The organism is Companilactobacillus heilongjiangensis, from assembly GCF_000831645.3.
Taxonomy (GTDB): Bacteria; Bacillota; Bacilli; order Lactobacillales; family Lactobacillaceae; genus Companilactobacillus; species Companilactobacillus heilongjiangensis.
On the sequence record NZ_CP012559.1, the window covers coordinates 1,158,602 to 1,182,566 of the forward strand.

The window sequence follows — 23,965 nt, forward strand, 5'->3', positions numbered from 1 at the left end:
AATCTCGGGGCGATAAATTTATGTTTAAACTGAATGTCAAATGATTTTGTATGGATATGACAGCTTTTAAAATACACATATATTTATAATCAATATTTAACTATTTCTTTTTAAAAGTGTTAGAAACGTTGATATAGCGCCCTTTGATTGCCACTAATAGTAAACATTTAGTTACCGTTTGCAAGAAAAATGAATCGAAACAAAACGTTCTAGAGTCCTTTTAAAACAAAAAAATACTTGCGATCCAAAATTGGATTACAAGTATTTTCTGTTCTAAATTTAAATATTAATTACGTTGTTTCTTAGCAGGTTTCCAAACACCATAGATAACACCGGCGATTACTGAACCAATAAGAACGGCTAGTAAGTAAAGCAATGGTTTGTTAGCAAGTGGTGTAACGAAGATACCACCGTGAGGAGCAGGAACATTAACACTCCATAATTGTGTTAAACCACCACCGATGGCAGAACCGATAACACTTGATACGATAACGTGTAATGGATCTCCGGCAGCAAATGGAATTGCACCTTCAGTGATAAATGATAAACCTAAAATGTAGTTTGAAAGACCGGCTTGTCTTTCTTGTTCTGTAAACTTATCTTTCCAGAATGTTGTTGCAATGGCAATTGCTAGAGGTGGAATCATACCACCAACCATAACAGCAGCCATTAAAGCACCATCTTGTGTAGCTGTAAATGTACCAATAGCAAATGTGTAAGCAGCCTTGTTGAAAGGACCACCCATATCGATTGACATCATACCACCAAGCAAGGTACCTAAGATAACGGCGTTACCAGTACCCATCGATTCTAGGAAGTGAGTAATTGCAGCGTTAACAACGGCAAAGACAGGGTCAACGATGAAGTACATGATTGCACCAGTTAGGAGTAGACCTAGGACTGGGTAAATCAAGATAGTCTTTAGACCAGCTAAAGATTGTGGCAAGTTCTTGAGCCATTTCTTAAGTAAGACGATAACCCATCCGGCAATGAAACCGGCAAGTAGACCACCGATAAATCCGGCAGGACTCTTAGAACTGACAACTGAAGCTGTAGCTTGAGATGCCATGTAACCACCAACGAAACCAGGTAATAGGGCAGGACGATCACCAATTGAAACGGCAATGTATGCGGCTAAAACAGGGATCAAGAAACTGAAAGCATAGTTACCAACGTTATTGAAGAACAAGAACCATTGTGAATGTGCACCAACAGAGTTTTCCAATAGGAAGGAGATAGCCATTAAAATACCACCACCAACAACGAATGGAAGCATATTAGAAATACCATTCATTAAATCGGCGTAAATTCTTGACCAAAGTGACTTCTTTTCTTCTGTATCATCTTCATCAGCGACAGCGCCACCTTCAGCATGGAAGACTGGAGCTTTTTGTTCAGCAGCTAAATTGATTAATTCTTCAGCTTTGTTGATACCATCACTAACGGGACGGTTAACTAAATGTTTGCCATCGAATCTTGGCATATCAACTTTCTTATCGGCAGCGATGATAACACCATCGGCACGGTTGATTTCACTAGCAGTAAGCTTGTGCTTAACACCTTCGGAACCGTTAGTTTCAACCTTGATGTCGATACCCATCTTTTCAGCTTGTTCCTTCAAAGCGGCTTCAGCCATGTATGTGTGGGCAATACCAGTAGGGCAAGCAGTAACGGCAACAACGTAAGGTTTGTGTTCACCATTTTGGTCAGCTTTTGCGGCTTCGGCTTCTTTAGCTTTTTGCTTAGCTTCATCAGCCTTGTCTTTAGCTTCTTTTGCTTGCATAGCATCATCGAATAATGTTTGAACTTCATCAGCTGTCTTGGCAGCCTTTAAGTTCTTAACAAGTTCAGGATTAATTAATAATGATGATAATGCGGCTAAAGCTTGTAAGTGAAGGTTATCGGCACCGTCTGGAGCAGCAATCATAAAGAATAGGTAGGCTGGTTGGCCGTCTAATGATTGATAATCGATACCCTTGGCACTTTTAGCAAATAGTACGGTAGCACGCTTAACGGCTTTGTCACGAGCATGTGGCATAGCAATTCCATCACCGATACCAGTACTTGTTTGTGCTTCACGTTTTAAAATATCAGCTTTATATAAATCTTTATCGTCGATCACACCAACTTGATAGTACTTGTCTACCATTTCTTCAATGGCATCCTCTTTAGTAGTAGCTTTCAAGTCCATGATCATGGCGTCTTTTAATAGCAATTGTTTCAAGTCCATTTTAAAAGTCCCCCTCGATTAGAGCTCTGTAATAGAAATATCTTGATAAACTTCGTCAATCTTTGTCTTTACGGCAATATCTTGACTGAAGGCTGTAGCTGATCCACAAGCAGCACCCATATGGAAGCTTTCGATTGGATCTTTTGTTTCCATGAATGTTCCAGCAAAACCGGCGATCATTGAATCCCCAGCACCAACGGAATTGATAACAGTTCCTTTAGGAGCGTTGGCTTTGTATGCTGTGTCCTTAGTAACAAGTAGGGCGCCGTCACCAGCCATTGAGACAAGGACGTGTTTAGCACCTTTGTCCAACAGTTTACGAGCATAAGTAACAATCTCTTGTTCGCTATTAAGTTTGACATTGAATAAGTCAGCTAACTCGTGGTGATTAGGTTTAACAACTAGTGGGTGCAATGGCAAAGTATCTAGTAAAGCTTGACCAGTTGTATCGATGATAAATTCAGCGCCTTGCTTTTGAATCGTTTTAGCAATATCTAAATAGAATTTTGCGTCAAGATTTTTGCAAAGGCTTCCGGCCATGATAACAATGTCACCCGCACCGATACCGTTAAGGTTGTTCATGAAAGCTTGTCTCTCATCGTCACTGATCATTGGACCAGCACCGTTGATCTCAGTTTCCTCATTTTGTTCAACGGCATTAATCTTAACGTTGATACGAGTGTCTTCTTTAACTTTAGTAAAAGAAGTTTTTAGTTCGTGTTGTGAAAGCAATTCTTCAAACATTGAACCAGTAGCACCACCGACAAATCCTAAAGCAGTTGAATCAATCTTCAAAGCTTTGAGAATTCTGGAAACGTTGATACCTTTACCACCAGGAAGTTTAACATCGCTTGATGTACGGTTAACTTCGCCAGTATTTAATTGCTTCAATTGCAAAACATAATCAATTGAAGGGTTGACTGTAATTGTATAAATCAACTAAATAGCCTCCGTTATCTTTGTATACTTGTTTAAAATGCTTGTTTCTTTTTCCGACAACTTGTTAGTAATCAATGGTACTTCAGCTAAAGTCGCAAAACGGCTAAAACTGACTTGCGAAAACTTAGAACTATCAGATAAGACATAAGCCTGATTTGATTGTGCGATTGCTAGGCTCTTTATGGCTGCTTCTTCAGGATCTGGCGTTGTGTAACCAGCATCAACTGAAAAGCCGTTAGTTCCTAGAAATGCACGATCAAAATGGTAATTCTCTAAAGTTTGGATGATATTTGCTCCAACCAAAGCTTTAGTAGATGACTTTAATCTCCCCCCAGGAAGAAATGTGTTCACGTTGTAATCGGCCAGCATCGAAGCATTGTCAACGCTGTTGGTAATAACTAACAGATCGTTATGTTCTATTAAATAAGGAATCATGAATTGAATCGTTGTCCCTGAATCAAGGAAGATGACTTCATGGTTTCGAACAAGTCCTGCAGCTGTTTGGCCAATCATTTTCTTTTCATTAATATGAACGGCAGCTTTTTGAGAAAGTGCGGGTTCTTCATGTAAAGAAATAACGTTTTGAGCACCACCGTGAATTCTTAGAAGTTTATGACAATTCTCTAAATCTTGGAGATCACGGCGCAAGGTGGATTCTGAAGCACCAGTTAATGGAATTAAGTCGTGGAGTTTGACAATATTATGTAATTTTAATTGATCTAAAATAATTTGTTGTCTTTCTTCGGTAAGCACTTACATCACCTCACAAGTGATATAATACATCCATATTCATTCAAAATCAATCATAAATTTTCAAAAACAGTCAAAAACGGTCAGAGAATATCGATTCTTTTATAAAAGACTGGACAATCAATATCAGTTCAAAGTATTATGAAGTCTGTTTTTGTGCTAAAATTTAGAAATGATAATTATAGTTTAGAAAGGGGGATTTTAATGTTTGTAGATAACGTTAAAATCACCGTTAGATCCGGAAAGGGTGGCGACGGGGCTGTAGCCTTCCGTCACGAAAAATATACTCCACTCGGTGGACCTTCCGGCGGTGATGGTGGTCGCGGTGGCGATATCATCTTAAAGGCTAATGAAGGTATGAATACTTTAATGGACTTTAGATACAAGAGAATTTTTAAGGCTGAACCAGGTCAAAATGGTCAGATCAAGGGGATGTACGGACATAAAGCAGATCCCGTTTATATTAAAGTTCCTACGGGAACTTCAGTATATGATGAAGAAAGCGGTCGTTTAATTGGCGACTTGACTGAAAACAACCAAGAATTAGTAGTTGCCAAGGGTGGTAACGGTGGACGTGGAAACATTCACTTTGCTAATTCCAGAAATCAAGCTCCAGAAGTTGCCGAAAATGGTGAGCCTGGACAAGAGAAATTTATCAAGCTTGAGTTGAAGTTGATTGCTGATGTTGGATTGGTTGGTTTTCCATCTGTTGGTAAATCTACCTTATTATCTGTTGCTACATCTGCTCGACCAAAGATTGCGGCATATCACTTTACGACATTGTCACCTAACCTAGGAATGGTTAGATTAGATGATGGACGTGATTTTGTTATTGCCGATTTACCCGGTTTGATTGAGGGTGCATCTAACGGTGTCGGTTTGGGTATTCAATTCCTACGCCACGTTGAACGTACTCGAGTTATCTTGCACTTAGTTGACATGGATCCTAACAATGGTCGTGATCCATACGAAGATTATTTGGCAATTAGAAAAGAATTAGGAAATTATGATGAGAACGTTTTGTCACGTCCCGAGGTTATCGTACCAACTAAGTTGGATATTCCTGGTTCTGAAGAACGACTAGCTGAATTCAAAGAGAAGTTGCCAGAAGATGCTGATATTTTCGCAATTTCAAGTGTTAAACATACTGGTGTGAAAGCGTTGATGAATCACACGAGTGAAGTATTATCTAAGGCAGAGCCAATTCACTTTGACGTTCAAACTGACGAAGATAAAGAATACAACTTTGAACCAGAAGAAAAGGCATTTACGATTGAAAAAGAGGCCGATCACGACTTTGTTGTTAAGGGTGCTAAGGTTGAATTACTTCTTCAAAGAACCAACTTGGATCACCAAGATGGTATTATGCTGTTTGCTAGAAAACTAAAATCTATGGGTATTGAAGATGCATTGATCGATGCAGGAGCTGAGTCAGGTGATTCAGTAACAATTCTCGATTTCACTTTTGAATTTATTTAGGGGCAATAGATAAAATGAATAAATCACCAAAAAGAAGATTTATTACTGGATTTGATGGACTACGTACTTTAGGGGTTATTGGTGTAATTATGTATCACTTGAATCCCAATGTTTTTTCCGGCGGATATTTGGGGGTTCCAATTTTCTTCCTTATATCGGGTTACTTAATCACAGATCATTTTTTTAATACTGTTGATTATGGTGGTTCATTCTCGTTAAGTAATTTTTACATTAAAAGAGTTAAGCGATTATATCCCGGGATGCTTTTTGTGTTATTAGCATCTGGGGCATATATCGTGATGTTTTTAAAGGGGCTGTTGTACCATTTAGACCAGATTTTCGTAACAAATGTCTTGAATGTTTATAACTGGTGGCAAATTTTTAACGGTCAATCATATTTTGAAAGATTCGCTAATAATGAATCACCATTTACACATTTATGGACTTTGTCTATTGAAGGTCAGTTCTATATTATTTGGCCAATTTTGTTAATTCTATTTGCCAAATATGGTGTTAAAAAGAGTCGTATCTTTGGATTCTCAATGATTCTTTCAATTGCTTCAGCAATCTGGATGGCTATTTTGTTCAAGCCGGGTGTTGATCCAAGTAGAATTTATTATGGTACAGATACAAGATTATTCTCAATTTTACTTGGTTGTGGTCTAGCTTTGATTTGGCCAGCTGAGAAGTTGAAGAGTGGCTTGAAGAAGAATGACAAATTAAAACTTAATTTAGTTGGTTTGCTGTCATTTGCTTTGATGCTACTAATGATCTTTACAATTAAGGATTCAGATCCATTCTTGTATCGTGGTGGGATGTTTATCTTCTCAATCACGACATGTATCTTTATCGGAGTTGTTGCACATCCAGATTCATTCTGGAACGGCGTTTTATCAAACCGAGTTTTCCATTATGTCGGTACGAGAAGTTATGGGCTTTACTTGTATCAATTTCCTGTAATGATTTTCTTCGAATCAAAGTTCAGAAACATTGCTGATCATCCAATCCTTTATCCTGTGATTGAGGTTATCTTGATTGTCTTAGTAACTGAATTTTCATTCAGATTCGTCGAACAACCATTGGCTCACGCTAAATGGAGTGATGTTAAGAAGTTCTTCCGTTCATCAACTGCCGTTCAACGTGTTTTGGCATTAGTAATCGCTGTGATCTGTTTAACTGGTTCATACGGTGTCGTTAAAGCTGTTAGTGCACCAAAGCCTAACGTCAACCACAGTCAACTAGCTAATAAGATTACTAAGAATGAAAAGGCTACTAAGGCTAAGAAAGCTAAAGCAATTGCAAACTTGAAGAAGGCTAAGGACAAGCAAAAGAACGTAACTGGCAAGATGTCAGATGCTGATTATGCTCGTTACAAGAAAGCTGCTAAGAGTCACCCAATCAATACTGAATTTGAAAAGTATGGTTTGAGTCAGATTGACTTGCAACGTTTAAAGGATGTTCCTTTGACTGCTGTCGGTGATTCAGTTATGGCTGATGGTTCCGATAACTTCTTGAAGTTGTTCGATGACAAGAAAGTTATCATTGATGCTGCGGTTAGTCGTCAGATGGGTGCCAGTCTTGATCTTTTGCAAAATTACAAGAGTCAAGGCGTTCTAGCATCTAATGTCTTGATTGGTCTAGGTACTAACGGACCATTCAATATGGATCAAGTTGGTCAAATTATGCAATTAGTTGGTCCTAAACGTCATGTTTACTGGATTAATGTTCACGTACCAACAAGACCTTGGGAAAAGACTGTTAATGGAGTCTTATCTCAAGCAACAGCTAAGTATAAGAATTTGACTGTGATTGACTGGAATGGATACTCACAAGGTCACACAGACTGGTTCTATGATGATAATGTACATCCAAATCCAGACGGATCGATGTACTATACTTCGTTTGTCACAAAAGAAATTTTGAAATCATTAGACAAAAAATAGATAGGATTTTTTTATGGAATTAGAATTTTTAGGAACTGGTGCCGGAGTTCCATCAAAGAGCCGCAACGTTTCGAGCACTGCGTTAAAAATGCTTGATGAGCGCAATGAAGTTTGGCTCTTTGACGTCGGCGAAGCGACACAACATCAAATATTAAAAACAGCAATCAAGCCTCGTAAAATAACTAAAATCTTTATCTCTCATTTGCATGGCGATCATATTTTTGGTTTGCCAGGTTTATTAGCTAGTCGTGCCAATCAAGGCGGTGAAGCTCCATTGGAGATTTATGGACCAGTGGGTATTAAAGAATACGTTCAGACGTCCTTGAAGGTAACTGGCAGTAGATTGAGCTATCAAATTAAATATATCGAATTGAAAAATGAAGGCGAAATTTTCAATGACAAGACTTTTAGCGTTTACGCCGGCAAGTTGAAACATCGGATTACTTGTTTTGGTTATCGAGTGGTCGAAAAGCCACGTGTTGGTGAGTTATTAGTTGATAAGTTACAGGAATACCACATTCCAAATGGACCAATTTTTGGTCAATTGAAGGCTGGTAAAGTTGTGACATTAGACGATGGAACTGTTTTAGATGGGAAAGATTTCATCGGACCCGACAAACCAAGTAAAATCGTTACAATTATTTCTGACACGCGCTATACTCCGGAAATCGATGAATTGTCGAAAGATGCTGATGTTATTGTGCATGAGTCGACATTTTCTAACGATGAAAAGAAGTTGGCCTACAACTATTATCATTCCACAGCCACTCAAGCAGCCGAACTTGCTAAAAGAAGCCATGCTAAAGGTTTGATTTTGACACATATTTCTGCCAGATATACTGGTAGAGGTGCTTTGATCTTACAAAAGGAAGCTCAAAAAATCTTTAAGAACACTCGTGTAGCTAGTGATTTTGATTTGTATGAGGTACCTTTTAAATAGAAAAGAGGATGAATATGACTAATTTATTGAATCAAACAGTTGTTGTTACTGGTGCATCTTCAGGTATCGGTAAGGACGTTGCTGTTAACGCTGCTAAATGTGGCGCCAACTTGATTTTAATTGCCAGAAATGAAGACAAGTTGTTGCAAGTTAAGAATGAATGTATTCGTGTCGGTGCTGAGAGTGCCCACCATGAATACCTTTCAGTTGATATGAGCGATGCAAATCAAATCAGTGATGCAGTTGACAAAATTGCTGATATTAGTGATGATATCGACGTATTAGTCAATGCCGCTGGTTTTGGGGACTTTTCAAATTACTTGGATACCGATTTTGACAAAGTTGAAAAGATGTTCCGTGTGAATGTTTTAGGACTAATGTTGATGACACGATTGGTTGCATCAGGTATGATTGAGAATGGTCGTGGACATATTATTAACATCGGTTCAATGGCTGGAAAGATGACAACACCTAAGTCTGCTGCTTATGCGGCAACTAAAGCGGCTGTAATCGCCTTTTCAGACGGTCTAAGGCTGGAATTGAAGCCTATGGGTGTTTATGTTACAACGGTCAATCCAGGCCCTGTAGACACGAATTTCTTCAATGTCGCCGATCATTCAGGCAACTATCTTGATTCAGTAAAATATTTCGTTCTTGATCCTGATAAGTTGGCTTGGGAAATTGTTAATACGTTTGGTCGTTCAAAGCGTGAAATCAATCGTCCACGTTACATGGAATTGGCAGCAGTACTTTATAAGGTTGCTCCAAGTCTTGGGGATTACTTTGCTTCAACACTGGGCAATCGCAAATAGGGGAGGATTCACATGAAGGGTAAACAATCAAGATTCGTAATTGGCTTAGTTATTACTTTAATCGTCGTAATCTTTGCCGTTTTGAATGTTAATCCAGTGACGGTCAGCTTTGGCTTTACCAGAGTTAAGTTACCATTGATTATCTTGATCATCGTTACGTTGTTGTTAGGTGCCGTTATTACGATGCTTCTAGCAACGACAGGCAAGAAGAAAGATGATGACTTAAATCGTCATGCTAAGAAACAAATTTCCAAAGTTAAAGTTTCAAACGACAACCAAATTGCTGATGCATTAAAAGAAAATAATGTAAAAAAGCAAACAAAATAGTAAATTTGCTTGCTCAAACGTTTTTATGATAGTATTATATTAAACGTTAGATTTGATTGAGTTAATAAATAAAAGGAGTTTTTAAATATGGCTGTTCCAAAGAGAAAAACATCAAAACAAAGAAAGCGTTCAAGACGCGCACATCTTAAGTTAAGTACACCAAACATGCAATTCGACGTTGCTTCAGGTGAATATCGTTTAAGTCACCATGTTTCACCATCAGGTATGTACAAGGGTGAAAAAGTTATCGACGATAGCAAAGAAGCTTAATGAGAAAGTCAAGTTAAACTTGGCTTTTTTTTAATATATTAAATAGATGGAGTAACGATGATAATGAAGAAATTAAAGTACGTATTATTGATGGTTATTCCGCTATTCTTTTTGTTACTAACTGGCTGTTCCAAAATGAACCTTTCGACAACCAAAAAAGAGTACAGCGCTGACGGATTAGTTGCTGTAGTTAAAGGTCAAGCTAAGAACTATGACAAGTTAACTTATACGGTTAATGGCAAGACTCAAAAGGTTTCAGTCGATGGTGGTCATTTTGCTATTTCTGTACCTGTTTCAACTAAGGACCAAAATGTTCGCATTAAAGCAACAAATGGCGATAAGGTTGAGACTAAATTAGTTAAAGTGAAGAAAGCCAAGGCACTAGAGAGCTACCTGACTTTTGCTCAGACATATAACTATACGTTATTATCAATGGGACAACCCACAGATCAATTGCAATTGATCACAAAAAACGGGATATTCACGCACAAGAAGAGTGACGGAACTGAGTGGTATTACAACGTTCAAGACAATCAATTGATGGGTATTGCAACGAAGTTCACTTACAAGGATTTGAAATCAAAGACTGGTCAAAAGAATATGGCAACTGATTTGATGATTACATCGAAATTGCTTGGTGCCGATGGTAAGCAAGTTTTGAAAGACTTCGGTAAGCAAACAAAGAATGCCAGCAAGAATTCTACTAAGACTTCGATGAAACAAATTACTTCTAATGGTGTTAACTTCAACATCAATTTATCTATGAAAGAATTTTATCTTTATGTTACTAAGTATTAGCTGGGGATGCCGTCTCCAGAGCTGAGAGTATTTCGCCTGCTGTGCGACCGATTCGAGCCATAGTTCGGTCTCGAATCTCGATTTTGAGCTTTGCAAAAACCGCAAATCTCAAAATACGTCGGTGGTGTAATGGCTAAAGCCATAACGCCACTTCCACTGCTGGTGAATACTCTCAGCTCTTCCGACTAGTGTTATTGAATAATTAATATTTAGTTAGATTCATTCGACTTAAAATTTAAATATTAAAACAAAAAGAGCTTCAGCAATTTTTTAATTTTGCTGGAGCTCTTTATTTGTAATTAGATATTTCAATTAGGTTTTGATCAGGGTCGTGGAGATAGACGGACTCAATATCTCCCAATGCGCCATGCTTGGCAATGGGACCTTGTTCGATTGATATGTTATTTTGCTTTAACTCTTCAATGACTGAATCTAGTGGAGTTTCTGCTATCAAGCAGAGGTCAGCGGAGCCTGGGGTTGGATATTTGGCCTTTGGTTCATACTCATGGCCCTTTTGGTGGAGATTAATTTTTTTATTGCCAAAGTGTAATGCTTTTCGACCCTGATCGAAGCTGATGACTTGCATACCTAGGATGGTACTGTAAAATTGACAGGTTGCTTCAATATCAGCTACGGTTAAAACTAGATGGTCTAAAGATTTTATTTGCATAAGTTAACACTTCCATAAAAAAAACGCTTAAACTTAATTAAGCGTTCTTTTCTTTTTTAGTATCTTTTACGGAACTATCAAGGATCAATGGAATGACACTGAAAATGACCGCAAATACTATACTTATAATGATTGAGTACGTAGAGTTAAATTTTTGTTGGTTCAAAGCACCACCGATAAAACCGGCAACTTGTCCCAGCATGATTGACCAGAAAATAACAGCAATATATCTCATTTCTTCCATCTCACTTTCTCAAGTAGTTTAGCACAAAAGGGAATTTTACCCAATAAAATTTCACTTGATTTTGATATAATTTTAAACAAAGGGGGCGACAAATTGCAAGCACAACTACAAGTGATGAGTAGTTTTAGTTTACTGCATAGTCCCGCAAAATTGACCGAGTTGATCGACCAGGCCAAAGCTCGGGGTTATCAGGCGATAGCTCTCACAGATATTAATAATCTCTATGGTTCATTGGACTTTTATAAATATGCTAAAAAAATTGGTATTAAACCAATTATCGGTTTAACAATTGAAGCAGCTGGAATTATTGATACTGAGAATACTTATCCATTATTATTACTAGCAAAAAATGAGGTTGGTTATCAGCATCTTATAAAAATTTCTTCTAAAGTTATGTCGGAAAAAGATCCTGTTAATGTTGCGGACTTGAAAGAATACTTATCTGATCTCTTTGTTATCACCCCAGCAAGTGAAGCCGAGGTGCTTAATGTTGATGTTGAAGCCTATACTAGCCAATTAAAGCCTTTGACAGATGAGGGTTCGCTCTATTTAGGCGTTAGTCTTTATTCAGGTCAAATCGATAATGTTAAAAATATTCGTTCAGTTGCCCGTTCTCAGCATTTACCAATGGTAGCTCTCGGTGATGTTCGCTACGTCAACCAAGATGATCACCTAGCTTATCAAGTAGTCAATGATCTCCGCACTGGTCAGCGTTTTGAAAGTTTGAGCCAAGTCGTTGAAGAAGGAGATCATTATTTACGGACAGCCGATGAATTTGCCAATGATTTTTCAGAGGTCGATATGTCGGAGGCAATTGCTAACACAAGTGCGATTGCTGAACAGTGTAATGTCGATATTGAATTTAAAGCGACTGAATTGCCCAAGTTTGCAACACCGACAGGCACCAGTTCACAACAATTTCTCCATGAACTTTCGACTAAAGGTTTAAAGAAGCGTTTGAGGAATCAAATTCCAGCTGAGTATCAAAAACGTTTGGATTACGAATTGAGTGTTATTGAAAAAATGGGCTTCTCAGACTACTTTTTGATTGTTTGGGATGTTATCAAGCATGCTCATGAAATTGGCATTAAAACGGGTCCTGGACGTGGTTCTGCAGCTGGTTCCTTGGTGTCATACTGTTTGGGAATCACCCAAGTGGATCCAATCAAGTATGATTTACTATTTGAACGATTCTTGAACCCACAACGTGCCAATATGCCGGATATTGATTTGGATTTACCAGATGATCGACGTGATGAAATGGTTATGTACATGCATGATCAGTATGGTTCTGACCACATGGCACAAATTATTACTTTCGGAACATTGGCTGCCAAGATGGCTTTGCGTGATATTGCACGAACATTTAGTCAGACACAATTTCAAATCTCACAATGGTCGAATGCTATTCCCAGAAAACTTAATATTTCTTTGAAAGAATCGTTCGATGAGTCGAGTACTTTACGTAATTTAGTAGAGAACTCACGTGAGAACCAATTGATTTTTAAAGTGGCTCAACGAATTGAAGGTATTCCACGGCATTATTCAACCCATGCGGCCGGAATTGTCCTCAGTAAAAAGCCGATGACCGATATTGTTGCAGTGCAATTGGAGGATGACGGTATCAACCTGACACAACAGACAAAATATAATGTTGAAAATGTCGGATTGCTGAAAATGGATTTTCTGGGATTGAAGAATTTAACAATTTTGGATCGAGCCATTCAAGCTATTTCTAAACGTTACGGTAAGGAGTTTATTCCGGAAAGAATTCCGTTGAATGATCAAAAAACCTTGCAGCTATTCCAAAGAGGGGCAACTGACGGGGTGTTCCAATTTGAATCGGATGGGATTCGTAGTGTCTTGAGACGCCTAGTTCCCACGAGTTTCGACGATATTGTGGCTACCAATGCCTTGTACCGTCCAGGTCCAATGGAAAATATTTCGACATTTATTGACAGAAAACATGGTCGTGAACCTGTAACGTACCCTGATAAGTCACTGGAGCGGATTCTGAAGCCAACATATGGGGTTCTAGTGTATCAGGAGCAAGTTATGCAGGCGTCGTCTGAAATGGCTAATTTCTCGCTTGCTGATGCCGATATTTTACGTCGTGCTATCAGTAAAAAGAATGAACAGTTGATCGAAGAGAATCGTCAAAAGTTTATCGATGGTGCAGTTGGACAGGGACATGACCGTGGTTCAGCTGAAAAAGTTTATGAATATATTGAAAAGTTTGGTAATTATGGATTTAACAAGTCTCACTCAGTTGCCTATTCGATGATTGCCTTTTGGTTGGCATACATGAAAGTCCATTTTCCTGATATTTTCTTTGCTTGTCTTTTGAATTCCAATTTGAATAATGAGAGTAAAGTAACGACTTATATTCAGGATGCCAAGGATTCACATGTGAAGATACTTAATGTCGATATTAATCGAAGTCAGTACGAATATACTGATGACGATCAAGCAATTCGTTTTGGATTGTTGAGTATCAAAGGGATGCGCCGTGATTTGGCAAGTAATATTGTTGAAGAACGTGAGAAAAACGGTCCTTACACGAGTCCTTTAAACTTTTTGCAACGGATTGACCGTCGTTTTGTTAAAACCGATTACTTGGAACCGATGATTTTGTCAGGTACATTTGATGGCTTTAACCGTAATCGTAAGGAACTGTTGTATGATTTCCGCGATTTAATTGAGAGCATTCAGTTGGCTGGCAGTAATTTGTCATTGTTCGATGTATTGGATCCAAAGAAGCATCAGGTGGACGATTATACGTTAACCGAGCGACTGAATCAGGAAAAGGAATATTTGGGTGTATATGTTTCTGGTCATCCGGTGGAAAAGTATCGCAGCCGTTTGTTGGATATGCGCACAGTTAAATTGGCTGATCTGGGCAATCATCAGAATCAAACGGTTAATGTACTCGGATTGGTCAAGAATTTGCGCGTGATTCGGACTAAAAAAGGTCAACGAATGTGCTTTATGACGATTGAAGACGAATCAGGCAGCATGTCAGTGACAATTTTCCCTAAGTTATTCCAAAAAATTGAAGAAATGACTCTCGATGGAAAGATATTCCTATTTGTTGGTCATCCAAATGTTGGTAAACGTGGTGATTTGGAATTGATTGCGGACCGTCTGTCTGATCCAAAACAATATACGATTCAATTGCCAAGTGAAAAGTTGTATCTGAAAGTACCTAAAAATTTGGATACGCCTGAAAATATGGAAGAGCTGTATCGAATCATTGAAAGTTCTCGTGGAAAAATGCCGATAATTATTTATCGAGAACTAAAGAAGCAAGCTGCAATTTTGCAGTCGAATCATTGGATCAATTTTACCGACCAAATTCAACAGAAATTGGAAATACTTCTGGGTAAAAAGAACGTTTTGCTAAAAAAAAATGATTAATTTATTTTAAAACGTTTTCAGCTCTACAAAGTAGACAATAAAAATGTTATATTTGATTAGGTTTTGTTTTAGAAACAAATAATTTTGGAGTGTGAACAAATGAAGCGTATTGGTATTTTAACCAGTGGTGGAGACGCCCCTGGTATGAACGCTGCTATCAGAGCAGTCACACGTAGAGCTATTGACAAAGGGCTCGAAGTGTTTGGTATCAATTATGGATATGCTGGACTTGTTGCGGGAGACATCTTCCCACTAACTAGTGATGACGTATCCGACCGTATTCAACGTGGTGGTACATTCTTGTATTCTGCAAGATACCCTGAATTTGCTAACGTAGAAGGTCAATTAAAGGGTATTGAGCAACTAAAGAAATTTGGAATTGATGCATTGGTTGTTATTGGTGGAGATGGTTCTTACCATGGTGCATTGCGTTTAACTGAACATGGTTACAACACAATCGGCCTACCAGGAACAATTGATAACGATATTCCATTTACAGACTTTACAATTGGTTTTGATACAGCCGTATCTACTGCTGTTGATGCCATTGATAAGTTGCATGATACTGCTAGCTCCCATGAAAGAACATTCGTTGTTGAAGTAATGGGTAGAGGCGCTGGTGACGTAGCTCTTTGGGCTGGTGTTGCTGGTGGTGCTCAAAAGATCATCGTTCCAGAACGTGACTTTGACATCAAAGAAATTGCTCAAGAAGTTAAAGAAGGCCGTGAGCAAGGCAATAAGAATATGATTATTGTTTTGGCCGAGGGTGTTATGCACGCTGAAGACTTCAAGAAAGAATTAGACAAGTATGGTGATTTCGATTCACGTGCTACTGTTTTAGGACATGTACAACGTGGTGGTTCACCAACTGTTAAAGACCGTGTCTTAGCAAGTAAGATGGGTGCCTATGCCGTTGATCTATTGCTTGATGGCAAGGGTGGTTTAGCTGTTGGTATCGAAAACAACAAGATTACTTCACATGATATTCTTGACCTATTCGATAGCAAGCACAAACCTGATTTATCATTATATGACTTAAATGAATCTTTAAGCAGATAATTTAAGCATATAAAGTTTTAATTTGTTACAATGAACAAGGAAATAAGACAAGAAAAGGGGATTCTCGATGAAAAGAACTAAAATTGTAAGTACACTTGGACCTGCCAGTAACGATGTTGACACTATCGTGAAATTAATTGAAGCCGGAGCTAACATCTTCCGTTTCAACTTCTCACATGGTGATCACCCAGAACACAAGGCTCGTATGGAAATGGTACACGAAGCCGAAAAAATTACTGGTAAGACTGTTGGTATCGTTCTAGATACTAAGGGTGCTGAAATTCGTACTACTGTTCAAGAAGGCGGCAAGTTCGAAGCTAAGATTGGCCAAACAATCCGTATCTCAATGGATGACTCATTAACAGGTACTCCAGAAAAGATTGCTTCAACATATCCTGGTCTATACGATGATACACATGTTGGTGGTCACGTATTGATCGATGATGGTCTTGTTGACATGAAGATTACTGAAAAAGATGACAAGAACCGTGAACTTGTTACTGTTGTTCAAAACGATGGTATGATCGGCTCAAGAAAGAGTATCAATGCTCCTGGTGTTGAAGTTCGTCTACCAGGTATTACAGAAAAAGATTCTGATGATATTCGTTTCGGTCTTGATGAAGGTATCAACTTTATCTCAGCTTCATTCGTTCGTAAAGCTCAAGATGTCTTAGATATTCGTGCAATCCTTGAAGAAAAACACTGTGAATATGTACAAATCTTCCCTAAGATTGAATCACAAGAAGGTATCGACAATATCGATTCTATTCTTCAAGTATCAGATGGTTTGATGGTTGCTCGTGGTGACATGGGTGTTGAAATTCCATTTGAAAACGTACCATTTGTACAAAAGAGCTTGATCAAGAAGTGTAATGCACTTGGCAAGCCAGTTATCACAGCTACACAAATGCTTGATTCAATGCAAGAAAACCCACGTCCTACACGTGCCGAAGTTACTGATGTTGCTAACTCTGTTCTTGATGGTACAGATGCTACAATGCTTTCAGGTGAAAGTGCTAACGGTGACTACCCTGTAGAAGCTGTTGCTGCTATGTCACGTATCGACCAACGTACAGAACAAGAATTAGACAAGAACAACTCACTTGCAATCCAAAGATTTGAAGATTACAAGGGTTCAAACGTTACAGAATCAATCGGTGAATCAGTTGTTAGAGCTGCTGAAGAACTACACATTCACACAATTGTTACTGCAACTAAGAGTGGTTACACAGCACGTATGATTTCTAAGTATCGTCCAGCTGCTGACATTTTGGCACTTACATTTGACGAAACTACACAACGTGGTTTGACAGTTAACTGGGGTGTTGATCCAATTATCGTTGACAAGCCAGAAAACACTGATGAAATGTTCGACCTTGCTGCTAAGAAAGCTCAAGAACTTGGCTTTGCTAAGGAAGGCGATTTAATCCTTGTTGTTGCCGGTGTTCCTGTTGGTGAAAGTGGTACAACAAACGTTATGAAGGTTCAATTGATCGGTTCAACATTGGTTAAAGGCCAAGGTGTTGGTGAAGAATCAGTTGTTGGTAACGTTGTAGTTGCTCACTCTGCTGAAGAAGCAAACAAGAAGATCAACGAAGGTGACATCCTTGTTACAGAAATGACTGACAAAGATTACCTGCCAGCTCTTGAAAAAGCTAGTGCCGTTGTTGTTGAAAACGGTGGTTTAACTTCACATGCTGCTGTTGTTGGTATCGCTATGGGTCTACCTGTAGTTGTTGGTGCTAAGAGCGCTACAAGCCTTGTTAATGACGGTGACACAGTTACTGTTGATTCAAGACGTGGTGTTGTTTACAAAGGTGCTTCACGTTCACTTTAATTTTTAACAATAAATTTTAAAATGATTTAATATAATTAAGCTGAGAGAAATTGACGAATTTCTTTCAGCTTTTTTTGTGTTATCATTTTAATGCTACTTCCGGTTGACAGTAATGTTTCAGCCTGCTGCGAGGACCGGTTCGCATAGCGGGAGAATATTCTTATCCCTGGAGACGGGCTACACAAAGTTTTTGAGGTGAAATTATATGTCTAATAAAGATGTGCTTGTTTTTGAAATTGATCAAGCTAAAGGTAAACCGCGTGATATAAAGAAAAAGGCGGATTATTGTCCGTTCTGCGATACAGAAAACCTAACTAATATCATTGACCAAAAGGGCGATATGATTTGGTTAGAGAACAAGTTTAAGACGTTGAAGGATACTAATCAGACGATTGTGATTGAGTCACACGACCATGAAGGCGATATTTCTAATTATTCCGTTGCTAAGAATAGGGAAGTCTTCAATTACATTTATGAGTGCTGGAATAAAATGATTCAAACTAAGAAGTATCAAAGTGTTTTGATGTATAAAAATTTTGGTCCCATGTCTGGTGGATCATTACGTCATCCGCATTTCCAAATTATTGGTTTGGATAAGGTTGATGGCTATAAACACGTTGAACCCGAGAACTTCACGGGCATAAATGTATTTGAGAATAAACATATCAATGTAAATATTTCTGAAAAGCCAGTGATGGGCTTTGTCGAATTCAATATTGTGATCAATAATCCGAAATATATGGATGATTTGGCTGAGTTTGCACGGGTGACTGTGAAGTATATTCTTGACGACTTCTACGGCGGGAAATTTGATTCTTATAATGTTTTCTTTTATCGTGATGGGCGCAAAATTATCTGTAAATTAACGGCTAGATATGTTGTTTCACCTTATTTTGTCGGTTATCGTTTGTCGCAACGTGATGGCGATAAACAGGTGAGAGAAATTTCAAAAGTTTTATTGCAAAAATTACAGAAAAATGTTCGATCGGATGAAATAAATCATCCAGAATAGATTAGACATTCAATCATTTTGATTGAGTGTTTTTTATTTACTTCGAAGAAGAAAAGTTATGTAACCTTATAGCAGTTAATAAATATGTTTTACGAAAACATATATCAAAAACAACAAACCAAACCGACCCCAGACCGTCAATTTTAAGGCAGTATTAAAAAAGTTTTGAATTAACCACGAAAAAGTTTTATGTAACGTCCAAAGTACGTTAAAATATATACTGATTAAATACAAAAGAGTATGGTGAAAAATGGATATAACAGAAATGTATGGTCAAGTACTGCCTGGTACAGTTAGTGACCTCAACAAAGATGAAGCATTTGTTCAAATCGAAGGATACACGTTTGCTTTAGATCTAAACGAATTAACGGAGATTCCTGAATTGGGTGATACGATCTCTGGATTCGTCTACGAAAATCAAGCCCACAAAAATAAGATGACAACCGTTCTACCTTTTGTTACACAAGGTGTTTGGGACTTTGCCGAAGTAACTGATGTCAGAACTGACCTGGGTGCTTTCGTTAACGTTGGTTTGGAAGATAAGGATTTCGTCGTTTCATTAGATGATTTACCTTTGGAACATAACGAATGGCCTAAGAAGGGCGACAAAGTGATGGTTAAGTTGGAAATTGACCACAAGGGTCGTCTTTGGGGTAAATTGGCTGACATTGAACTTTACACACAAATTGCTCGTAGCCCTGACCGTGAAATGAAGGAACTTTTGAATAAGGACGAAGAGGGAACTGTCATTGCCATCAGAGATTCTGGTGCTTTCGTCATGACAGAAAGTTACTACATGGCATTCATTTATGTCGATGAACAGTCACAACCACTTCATGTTGGTCAACATATTAAAGCTCGTGTAATTGGTTCAAGTCACCGTCGTTTGAACCTTTCAATGAAGCCACGTGCTTATGAAGAAATCACACCTGATGCTCAAATGATTGTTGCCGTTTTGGAACACTCACGTGATAAGAAGATGCCTTATACTGACAAGAGTTCTCCTGATGATATTCAAGAATACTTTGGTATCAGCAAAGGTAGTTTTAAACGTGCCCTCGGTAACTTGATGAAACAAAGAAAGATTGAACAAAAAGATGGCTACACGTATCTCAAATAGAGGTGATAATTTATGAGTGATAAATTATCCATCAAGAATCAAGTTATGATTGACACAATTGCCGATTATGCACGGTATTTACGGTTGGACCGTGGTCTATCTAAGAATACAATTATTTCGTATCAAACTGATTTACTGGAATTTAGCAGTTTTTTGGAAAAGAAACAGATGAAATTTTATCCTGAGGATCACTTTGTAGTGACCCAATTCTTCGCGGAACAGGATAAACAACAGAAATCAAAAACATCCCAAATGCGGATGTTTTCTTCGCTACGGAAGTTTTATCAGTGGATGGAAATTGTCGATAAAATTCAAGTCAATCCTTTGAACGAACTCGATGCTCCGAAAAAAGGAACCCATTTACCAGTGGTTTTGTCGATGGAAGACGTTAATTCATTGATTGAATCACCTGATGTGTCAACGCCTTTGGGAGTTAGAGATCGGACAATTTTTGAAGTGATGTACGCTACAGGATTGCGTGTTAGCGAATTAGTTAATTTGAGTATGGACGATTTACATTTGGATTTAGGTCTGATTAAAACGCTTGGTAAGGGAAATAAGGAACGACTTCTACCAATTGGCGATACTGCAATTACTTGGTTAAAGAAGTATTTTGCTGAGACCAGAGCAGAATTAGTCGCTAAATATGGTGCTCAAAAAGAAGTCTTCTTGAATTTCCGTGGTAAAAAGTTAACGCGTCAGTCGATTTGGCGGATGATTAAGAAGTATATTGCCCAAGTCGGGATAAAAAAGGATGTCACACCCCATACTTTGCGCCATTCATTCGCAACTAATTTGTTAGAAAATGGTGCCGATTTACGTGTGGTTCAGGAGTTATTGGGACATTCCGATATTTCTACGACCCAGATTTATACGCACATCAACAAGACACATATGAAACAAGTGTATAATGAATCATTTCCACGTGCTTAGGAGGAGTTAAATGCTTAGTAAGTATAGTGACGAGAATAAGAAAATTGCGATGGGATTTCTGTCATATATTGGTGATCTCAAAGATTTAGGCAATCTGGAACAAGAACTAAAATTGTATTCAGAGGACGAAAACCGCCAGCTTTATTTGTGGAAGAGCAATATTGATGACTATTCGGGAATCGTGGCCTTGTCATTTTCCGATAAAACAGTTTTTATCGAATATATTTCTTTGAATCCATCGTATCGTTCGCAGAGCAATATTTTTAAAATCTTTGATGACGTTCAGCAGAAGTTTCCTAAGCAAGTGATTTTATCAAATTTCAGCTTAAGTGATGAGTTAACGCAATGGCGTCAAAACAAAGAAAAACTTGAAAAAGATATGAAAGAAACAGATTAATGCAAAAATTAAATTTAGTCCTAACCGATTTTGAAGGCCCAATCGACTTGTTGTTGCATTTGATCAAAGAATCAAAAGTTGATATTTACGATATTCCGATTGCCCAAATTACGCAGCAATATATTGATTACTTGAAGAGTATGAAAGTTCTAGAGTTGGATGTTGCTGGCGACTATTTAGTGATGGCATCCACATTGATGTCAATCAAGAGCAAGATGCTACTGCCACAAGCACCAGATGAAATTGATGACGACTTTGAAGCTGATGATCCGCGTGATGAGTTGGTTTCGCAACTGTTGACCTATCAGACTTACAAACGAGTTGCTGCGTATTTTGAAGAGAAAGAACAAGTCAGAAAGCAGCAATTTGATAAGGAAGTCAGTATTCCGACGAAGCAATTAGAACAGTTTTTGGAACCAGGGTCGATTGTGTTGAATGATTTGGCCTCAACTTATGCGGAATTGTTGCATGACCAAAAACGGCGTCAACCAGAGATTGAGACAATCGAAAATGAAACTCTGTCGATTGAAGATGCTACCAATAACATCATGACTGAATTAAAGACTGTTAAACGGACAACTTTTAAGGCATTGTTGAAGTTACATAACAGTGTAGAAGAAATTGTCACTGATTTTATGGCTATTTTAGAATTAGCTAGCAAACAACTGGTTTCGATTGAACAGGCTGATTTTAAGAGTGAATTATTTATCGAATTGAGGAATTAGACGTGTATCAAGCAAAAATAATGGCACTGTTATTCGTTGCCGGTGACCAAGGAATCAAAGAAAAAGATTTAGCTGGGCTGTTGGAGATCGACAGTGCAGCCTTACGACAAAATATTGAAGAATTAAAAATTAAATTGATGACTGACGTTGATTCAGGCATTCAATTGGTTGATTACAATAATGTTTATAAATTAGTCACGAAGAATGAATTTTCTGACCTTTTGACAAGATATTTTAAGGCAGGACTTGGAACAAAACTCAGTCAAGCAGCCTTGGAAATTTTGTCAATCATTGCTTATCGCCAACCAATCACGCGTATTGAGATTGATGAAATTCGTGGCGTGCAGAGTTCAGGAAGTTTGAATACTTTGTTGATGAGAAAATTGATTAAGGAAAATGGGAAAAAGAACGTTCCCGGACATCCTAATTTATACGTTGTGACCGATGAATTCTTCGATTATTTTGGCATTAAAAGTATCGATGAATTACCAAAAATAGAGAATTTTGAAGATATTACAAACACAGGAGATATTGATGGAGAAAATTAGATTACAAAAATTTATGGCTGAAGCCGGAGTTGCCTCACGTCGTAAATCAGAAGAAATGATTGCTTCTGGTCACGTTAAAGTTAACAACAAAGTCGTGACTGAAATGGGTGTCAAAGTTGATGATCGCGATAAAATTGAAGTTGACGGGATGCCTTTACAAGAAGAAAAGAAACGTTACATCTTAATGTACAAGCCCCGTGGTGTGATCACAGCCGTTAAAGATGACAAAGACCGTAAAGTAGTAACTGACTTACTAGATGCAGACGTTCAAGAACGAGTTTACCCAATCGGTCGTTTGGATTACGATACCTCTGGCTTGTTATTACTAACAAATGACGGTGAATTTGCCAACCACTTGATGCACCCTCGTTACCACGTTGAAAAGACTTATATTGCTAAAATTGAAGGATTCTTAGCAACAGAAGATCTTAAAAAGTTGGAAAAAGGTATCAAGTTAAAGGGCTATACAACATCAAAATCAAGAGTCAAAGTAATGTCTAAAGATAGTAAGAGAAACTCTTCGATCGTTAGAATTACAATTCACGAAGGTCATAACCACCAAGTTAAGAACATGTTTGATGCAGTTGGCCACAAAGTTGAAAAGCTATCACGTGAAAGTTACTCATTCTTGACACTAGAAGGATTAGTATCAGGTAAATATCGTGATTTGACACGTCAAGAAGTTGCTGAATTAAAGAAGGAAGAAAGATAATAGCCGTTTCCAGAGCTGAGAGCATTCATCTGTTGCGCGGAACGGTCCGAGCCAAAGAACGGTCTCGAACCTCGGTTGAAGCCTTACCACAGACCGGTAAGTCTCCAACACGCCCGGTGGTGTAATGGCTAAAGCCATAACGCCACTTTCGCTGCTGATGAATACTCTCAGCTCTTCCAACTAGTTTGTTTTTTATTAGGATTGGTAACTGTACGGTGTTTTAAATTAGTTGAGATAATAGTAATATCAAATCTTCGACGTTAAATAAATTTTTATTATCTAAATGGGCTGTATTCCGAAGTATTCAGGAATGCAGCCTATTTAATTAAATCAGTTTTAAAAAATACATTAGCCATCGGTTGTTAGAAAATTTACCTGCTGTGGAGGTGGCGTTAAGGCTTTAGCCTTTACACCACAGGGCGACTTTGGAGACTTGCCGAACCGTGGCAAGGCTTCAAAGCGAGGGACGAGACCTTGGCTCGGCCCGGTCCTCATAGCAGGTAAAATTTTCTAACAACCGATGGCGGCACCCCCGTATGCAAATAGGTTATACAATCCATAAGCAAAGTTTAGTTGTATTTTAGTCGAAATCTGCTATATTAAGAGTATAAAATTTAATAAATTGGTTTTCAGGGCAGGGTGTGATTCCCGACCGGCGGTTATAGTCCGCGACCCAACGAAAGTTGGCCGAATTGGTTAGATTCCAATACCGATAGTTAAAGTCTAGATGGAAGAAAACAGATGATTAAGGTCTGTTTTGGTGTGCCCAAAACAGGCCTTTTTTCTTTGGAAATCAATTGAGG

At 38.2% G+C, this 23,965-nt stretch carries 22 protein-coding genes and 1 riboswitch; of the genes, 17 read left to right on the top strand and 5 right to left on the bottom strand.

Annotated features, from left to right (window positions below):
• Positions 1 to 286 precede the first annotated feature (286 nt).
• Genes JP39_RS05310 through JP39_RS05320 form a run of 3 tightly spaced genes read right to left on the bottom strand, consistent with a single transcriptional unit; the run spans position 287 to position 3,922 of the window.
• Positions 287 to 2,230: a PTS fructose transporter subunit IIABC gene (locus JP39_RS05310; RefSeq protein ID WP_041499907.1), complete on the bottom strand. Its 1,944-nt coding sequence runs from the start codon at positions 2,228 to 2,230 to the stop codon at positions 287 to 289.
• An 18-nt stretch (positions 2,231 to 2,248) separates the two neighbouring features.
• On the bottom strand, positions 2,249 to 3,169 hold the full coding sequence (gene pfkB, locus JP39_RS05315) for a 1-phosphofructokinase (RefSeq protein WP_041499905.1): 921 nt from the start codon (positions 3,167 to 3,169) through the stop codon (positions 2,249 to 2,251).
• Positions 3,170 to 3,922 (bottom strand): DeoR/GlpR family DNA-binding transcription regulator, encoded by a 753-nt coding sequence (locus JP39_RS05320; protein ID WP_041499903.1) that lies wholly within the window; start codon positions 3,920 to 3,922, stop codon positions 3,170 to 3,172.
• Positions 3,923 to 4,123: 201 nt separating this feature from the next.
• On the opposite strand from JP39_RS05320, the gene obgE reads away from it, so the two are divergent.
• The 7 genes from obgE (at position 4,124) to JP39_RS05355 (ending at position 10,488) form a co-directional block, all read left to right on the top strand.
• Positions 4,124 to 5,398 carry a GTPase ObgE gene (obgE, locus tag JP39_RS05325; protein WP_041499901.1) on the top strand — a complete coding sequence of 425 codons (1,275 nt, stop codon included), beginning with the start codon at positions 4,124 to 4,126 and terminating at the stop codon, positions 5,396 to 5,398.
• Positions 5,399 to 5,412: 14 nt separating this feature from the next.
• On the top strand, positions 5,413 to 7,341 hold the full coding sequence (locus tag JP39_RS05330; RefSeq protein ID WP_041499900.1) for an acyltransferase family protein: 1,929 nt from the start codon (positions 5,413 to 5,415) through the stop codon (positions 7,339 to 7,341).
• A 13-nt stretch (positions 7,342 to 7,354) separates the two neighbouring features.
• Positions 7,355 to 8,281, top strand: coding sequence for a ribonuclease Z (gene rnz, locus JP39_RS05335; RefSeq protein WP_041499899.1), 927 nt, complete (start codon positions 7,355 to 7,357; stop codon positions 8,279 to 8,281).
• A gap of 14 nt (positions 8,282 to 8,295) precedes the next feature.
• Complete coding sequence (locus JP39_RS05340) at positions 8,296 to 9,093, top strand: SDR family NAD(P)-dependent oxidoreductase (protein WP_041499897.1); 798 nt, start codon at positions 8,296 to 8,298, stop codon at positions 9,091 to 9,093.
• A gap of 12 nt (positions 9,094 to 9,105) precedes the next feature.
• Positions 9,106 to 9,420, top strand: coding sequence for a lipopolysaccharide assembly protein LapA domain-containing protein (locus JP39_RS05345; RefSeq protein WP_041499895.1), 315 nt, complete (start codon positions 9,106 to 9,108; stop codon positions 9,418 to 9,420).
• 87 nt (positions 9,421 to 9,507) lie between these two features.
• A complete protein-coding gene (rpmF, locus tag JP39_RS05350; RefSeq protein ID WP_041499893.1) occupies positions 9,508 to 9,690 on the top strand; it encodes a 50S ribosomal protein L32 in 183 nt (60 codons plus the stop codon).
• A 63-nt stretch (positions 9,691 to 9,753) separates the two neighbouring features.
• Positions 9,754 to 10,488 (top strand): hypothetical protein, encoded by a 735-nt coding sequence (locus JP39_RS05355; RefSeq protein WP_041499892.1) that lies wholly within the window; start codon positions 9,754 to 9,756, stop codon positions 10,486 to 10,488.
• Between the two features lie 289 nt (positions 10,489 to 10,777).
• Here the strand turns inward: JP39_RS05355 and JP39_RS05360 are convergent, their stop codons facing one another.
• Positions 10,778 to 11,158, bottom strand: a complete 381-nt coding sequence (locus tag JP39_RS05360) for a VOC family protein (protein ID WP_041499889.1) — start codon at positions 11,156 to 11,158, stop codon at positions 10,778 to 10,780.
• 37 nt (positions 11,159 to 11,195) lie between these two features.
• The gene (locus tag JP39_RS05365; protein WP_137619780.1) at positions 11,196 to 11,402 is read right to left on the bottom strand and encodes a YjzD family protein; all 207 of its coding nucleotides are present in this window, start codon (positions 11,400 to 11,402) and stop codon (positions 11,196 to 11,198) included.
• Between the two features lie 93 nt (positions 11,403 to 11,495).
• On the opposite strand from JP39_RS05365, the gene dnaE reads away from it, so the two are divergent.
• From dnaE to JP39_RS05415, 10 genes are all read left to right on the top strand, one after another.
• Positions 11,496 to 14,819, top strand: coding sequence for a DNA polymerase III subunit alpha (gene dnaE, locus JP39_RS05370; RefSeq protein ID WP_048698977.1), 3,324 nt, complete (start codon positions 11,496 to 11,498; stop codon positions 14,817 to 14,819).
• A 99-nt stretch (positions 14,820 to 14,918) separates the two neighbouring features.
• Positions 14,919 to 15,878 (top strand): 6-phosphofructokinase, encoded by a 960-nt coding sequence (gene pfkA, locus JP39_RS05375; protein ID WP_041499888.1) that lies wholly within the window; start codon positions 14,919 to 14,921, stop codon positions 15,876 to 15,878.
• A 67-nt stretch (positions 15,879 to 15,945) separates the two neighbouring features.
• Positions 15,946 to 17,715 carry a pyruvate kinase gene (gene pyk / locus JP39_RS05380; protein WP_041499887.1) on the top strand — a complete coding sequence of 590 codons (1,770 nt, stop codon included), beginning with the start codon at positions 15,946 to 15,948 and terminating at the stop codon, positions 17,713 to 17,715.
• A 205-nt stretch (positions 17,716 to 17,920) separates the two neighbouring features.
• A complete protein-coding gene (locus JP39_RS05385; protein ID WP_041499886.1) occupies positions 17,921 to 18,727 on the top strand; it encodes a DUF4931 domain-containing protein in 807 nt (268 codons plus the stop codon).
• Positions 18,728 to 18,977: 250 nt separating this feature from the next.
• Positions 18,978 to 19,847 carry a CvfB family protein gene (locus JP39_RS05390; protein WP_041499885.1) on the top strand — a complete coding sequence of 290 codons (870 nt, stop codon included), beginning with the start codon at positions 18,978 to 18,980 and terminating at the stop codon, positions 19,845 to 19,847.
• 12 nt (positions 19,848 to 19,859) lie between these two features.
• Entirely contained in the window at positions 19,860 to 20,780 is a 921-nt protein-coding gene (gene xerD, locus JP39_RS05395; RefSeq protein ID WP_174795710.1) for a site-specific tyrosine recombinase XerD, read from the top strand.
• Between the two features lie 10 nt (positions 20,781 to 20,790).
• Positions 20,791 to 21,177 (top strand): hypothetical protein, encoded by a 387-nt coding sequence (locus tag JP39_RS05400; protein ID WP_041499882.1) that lies wholly within the window; start codon positions 20,791 to 20,793, stop codon positions 21,175 to 21,177.
• Complete coding sequence (locus JP39_RS05405) at positions 21,177 to 21,902, top strand: segregation and condensation protein A (protein ID WP_041499881.1); 726 nt, start codon at positions 21,177 to 21,179, stop codon at positions 21,900 to 21,902. Before JP39_RS05400 ends, JP39_RS05405 begins: the two co-directional genes overlap by 1 nt.
• A 20-nt stretch (positions 21,903 to 21,922) precedes the next feature.
• On the top strand, positions 21,923 to 22,450 hold the full coding sequence (gene scpB / locus JP39_RS05410; RefSeq protein ID WP_041499939.1) for an SMC-Scp complex subunit ScpB: 528 nt from the start codon (positions 21,923 to 21,925) through the stop codon (positions 22,448 to 22,450).
• A complete protein-coding gene (locus JP39_RS05415) occupies positions 22,437 to 23,162 on the top strand; it encodes a pseudouridine synthase (protein WP_041499879.1) in 726 nt (241 codons plus the stop codon). The genes scpB and JP39_RS05415 overlap by 14 nt, the downstream gene beginning before the upstream one ends.
• Before the next feature lie 621 nt (positions 23,163 to 23,783).
• A riboswitch (FMN riboswitch) is annotated at positions 23,784 to 23,905 on the top strand.
• Positions 23,906 to 23,965 lie beyond the last annotated feature (60 nt).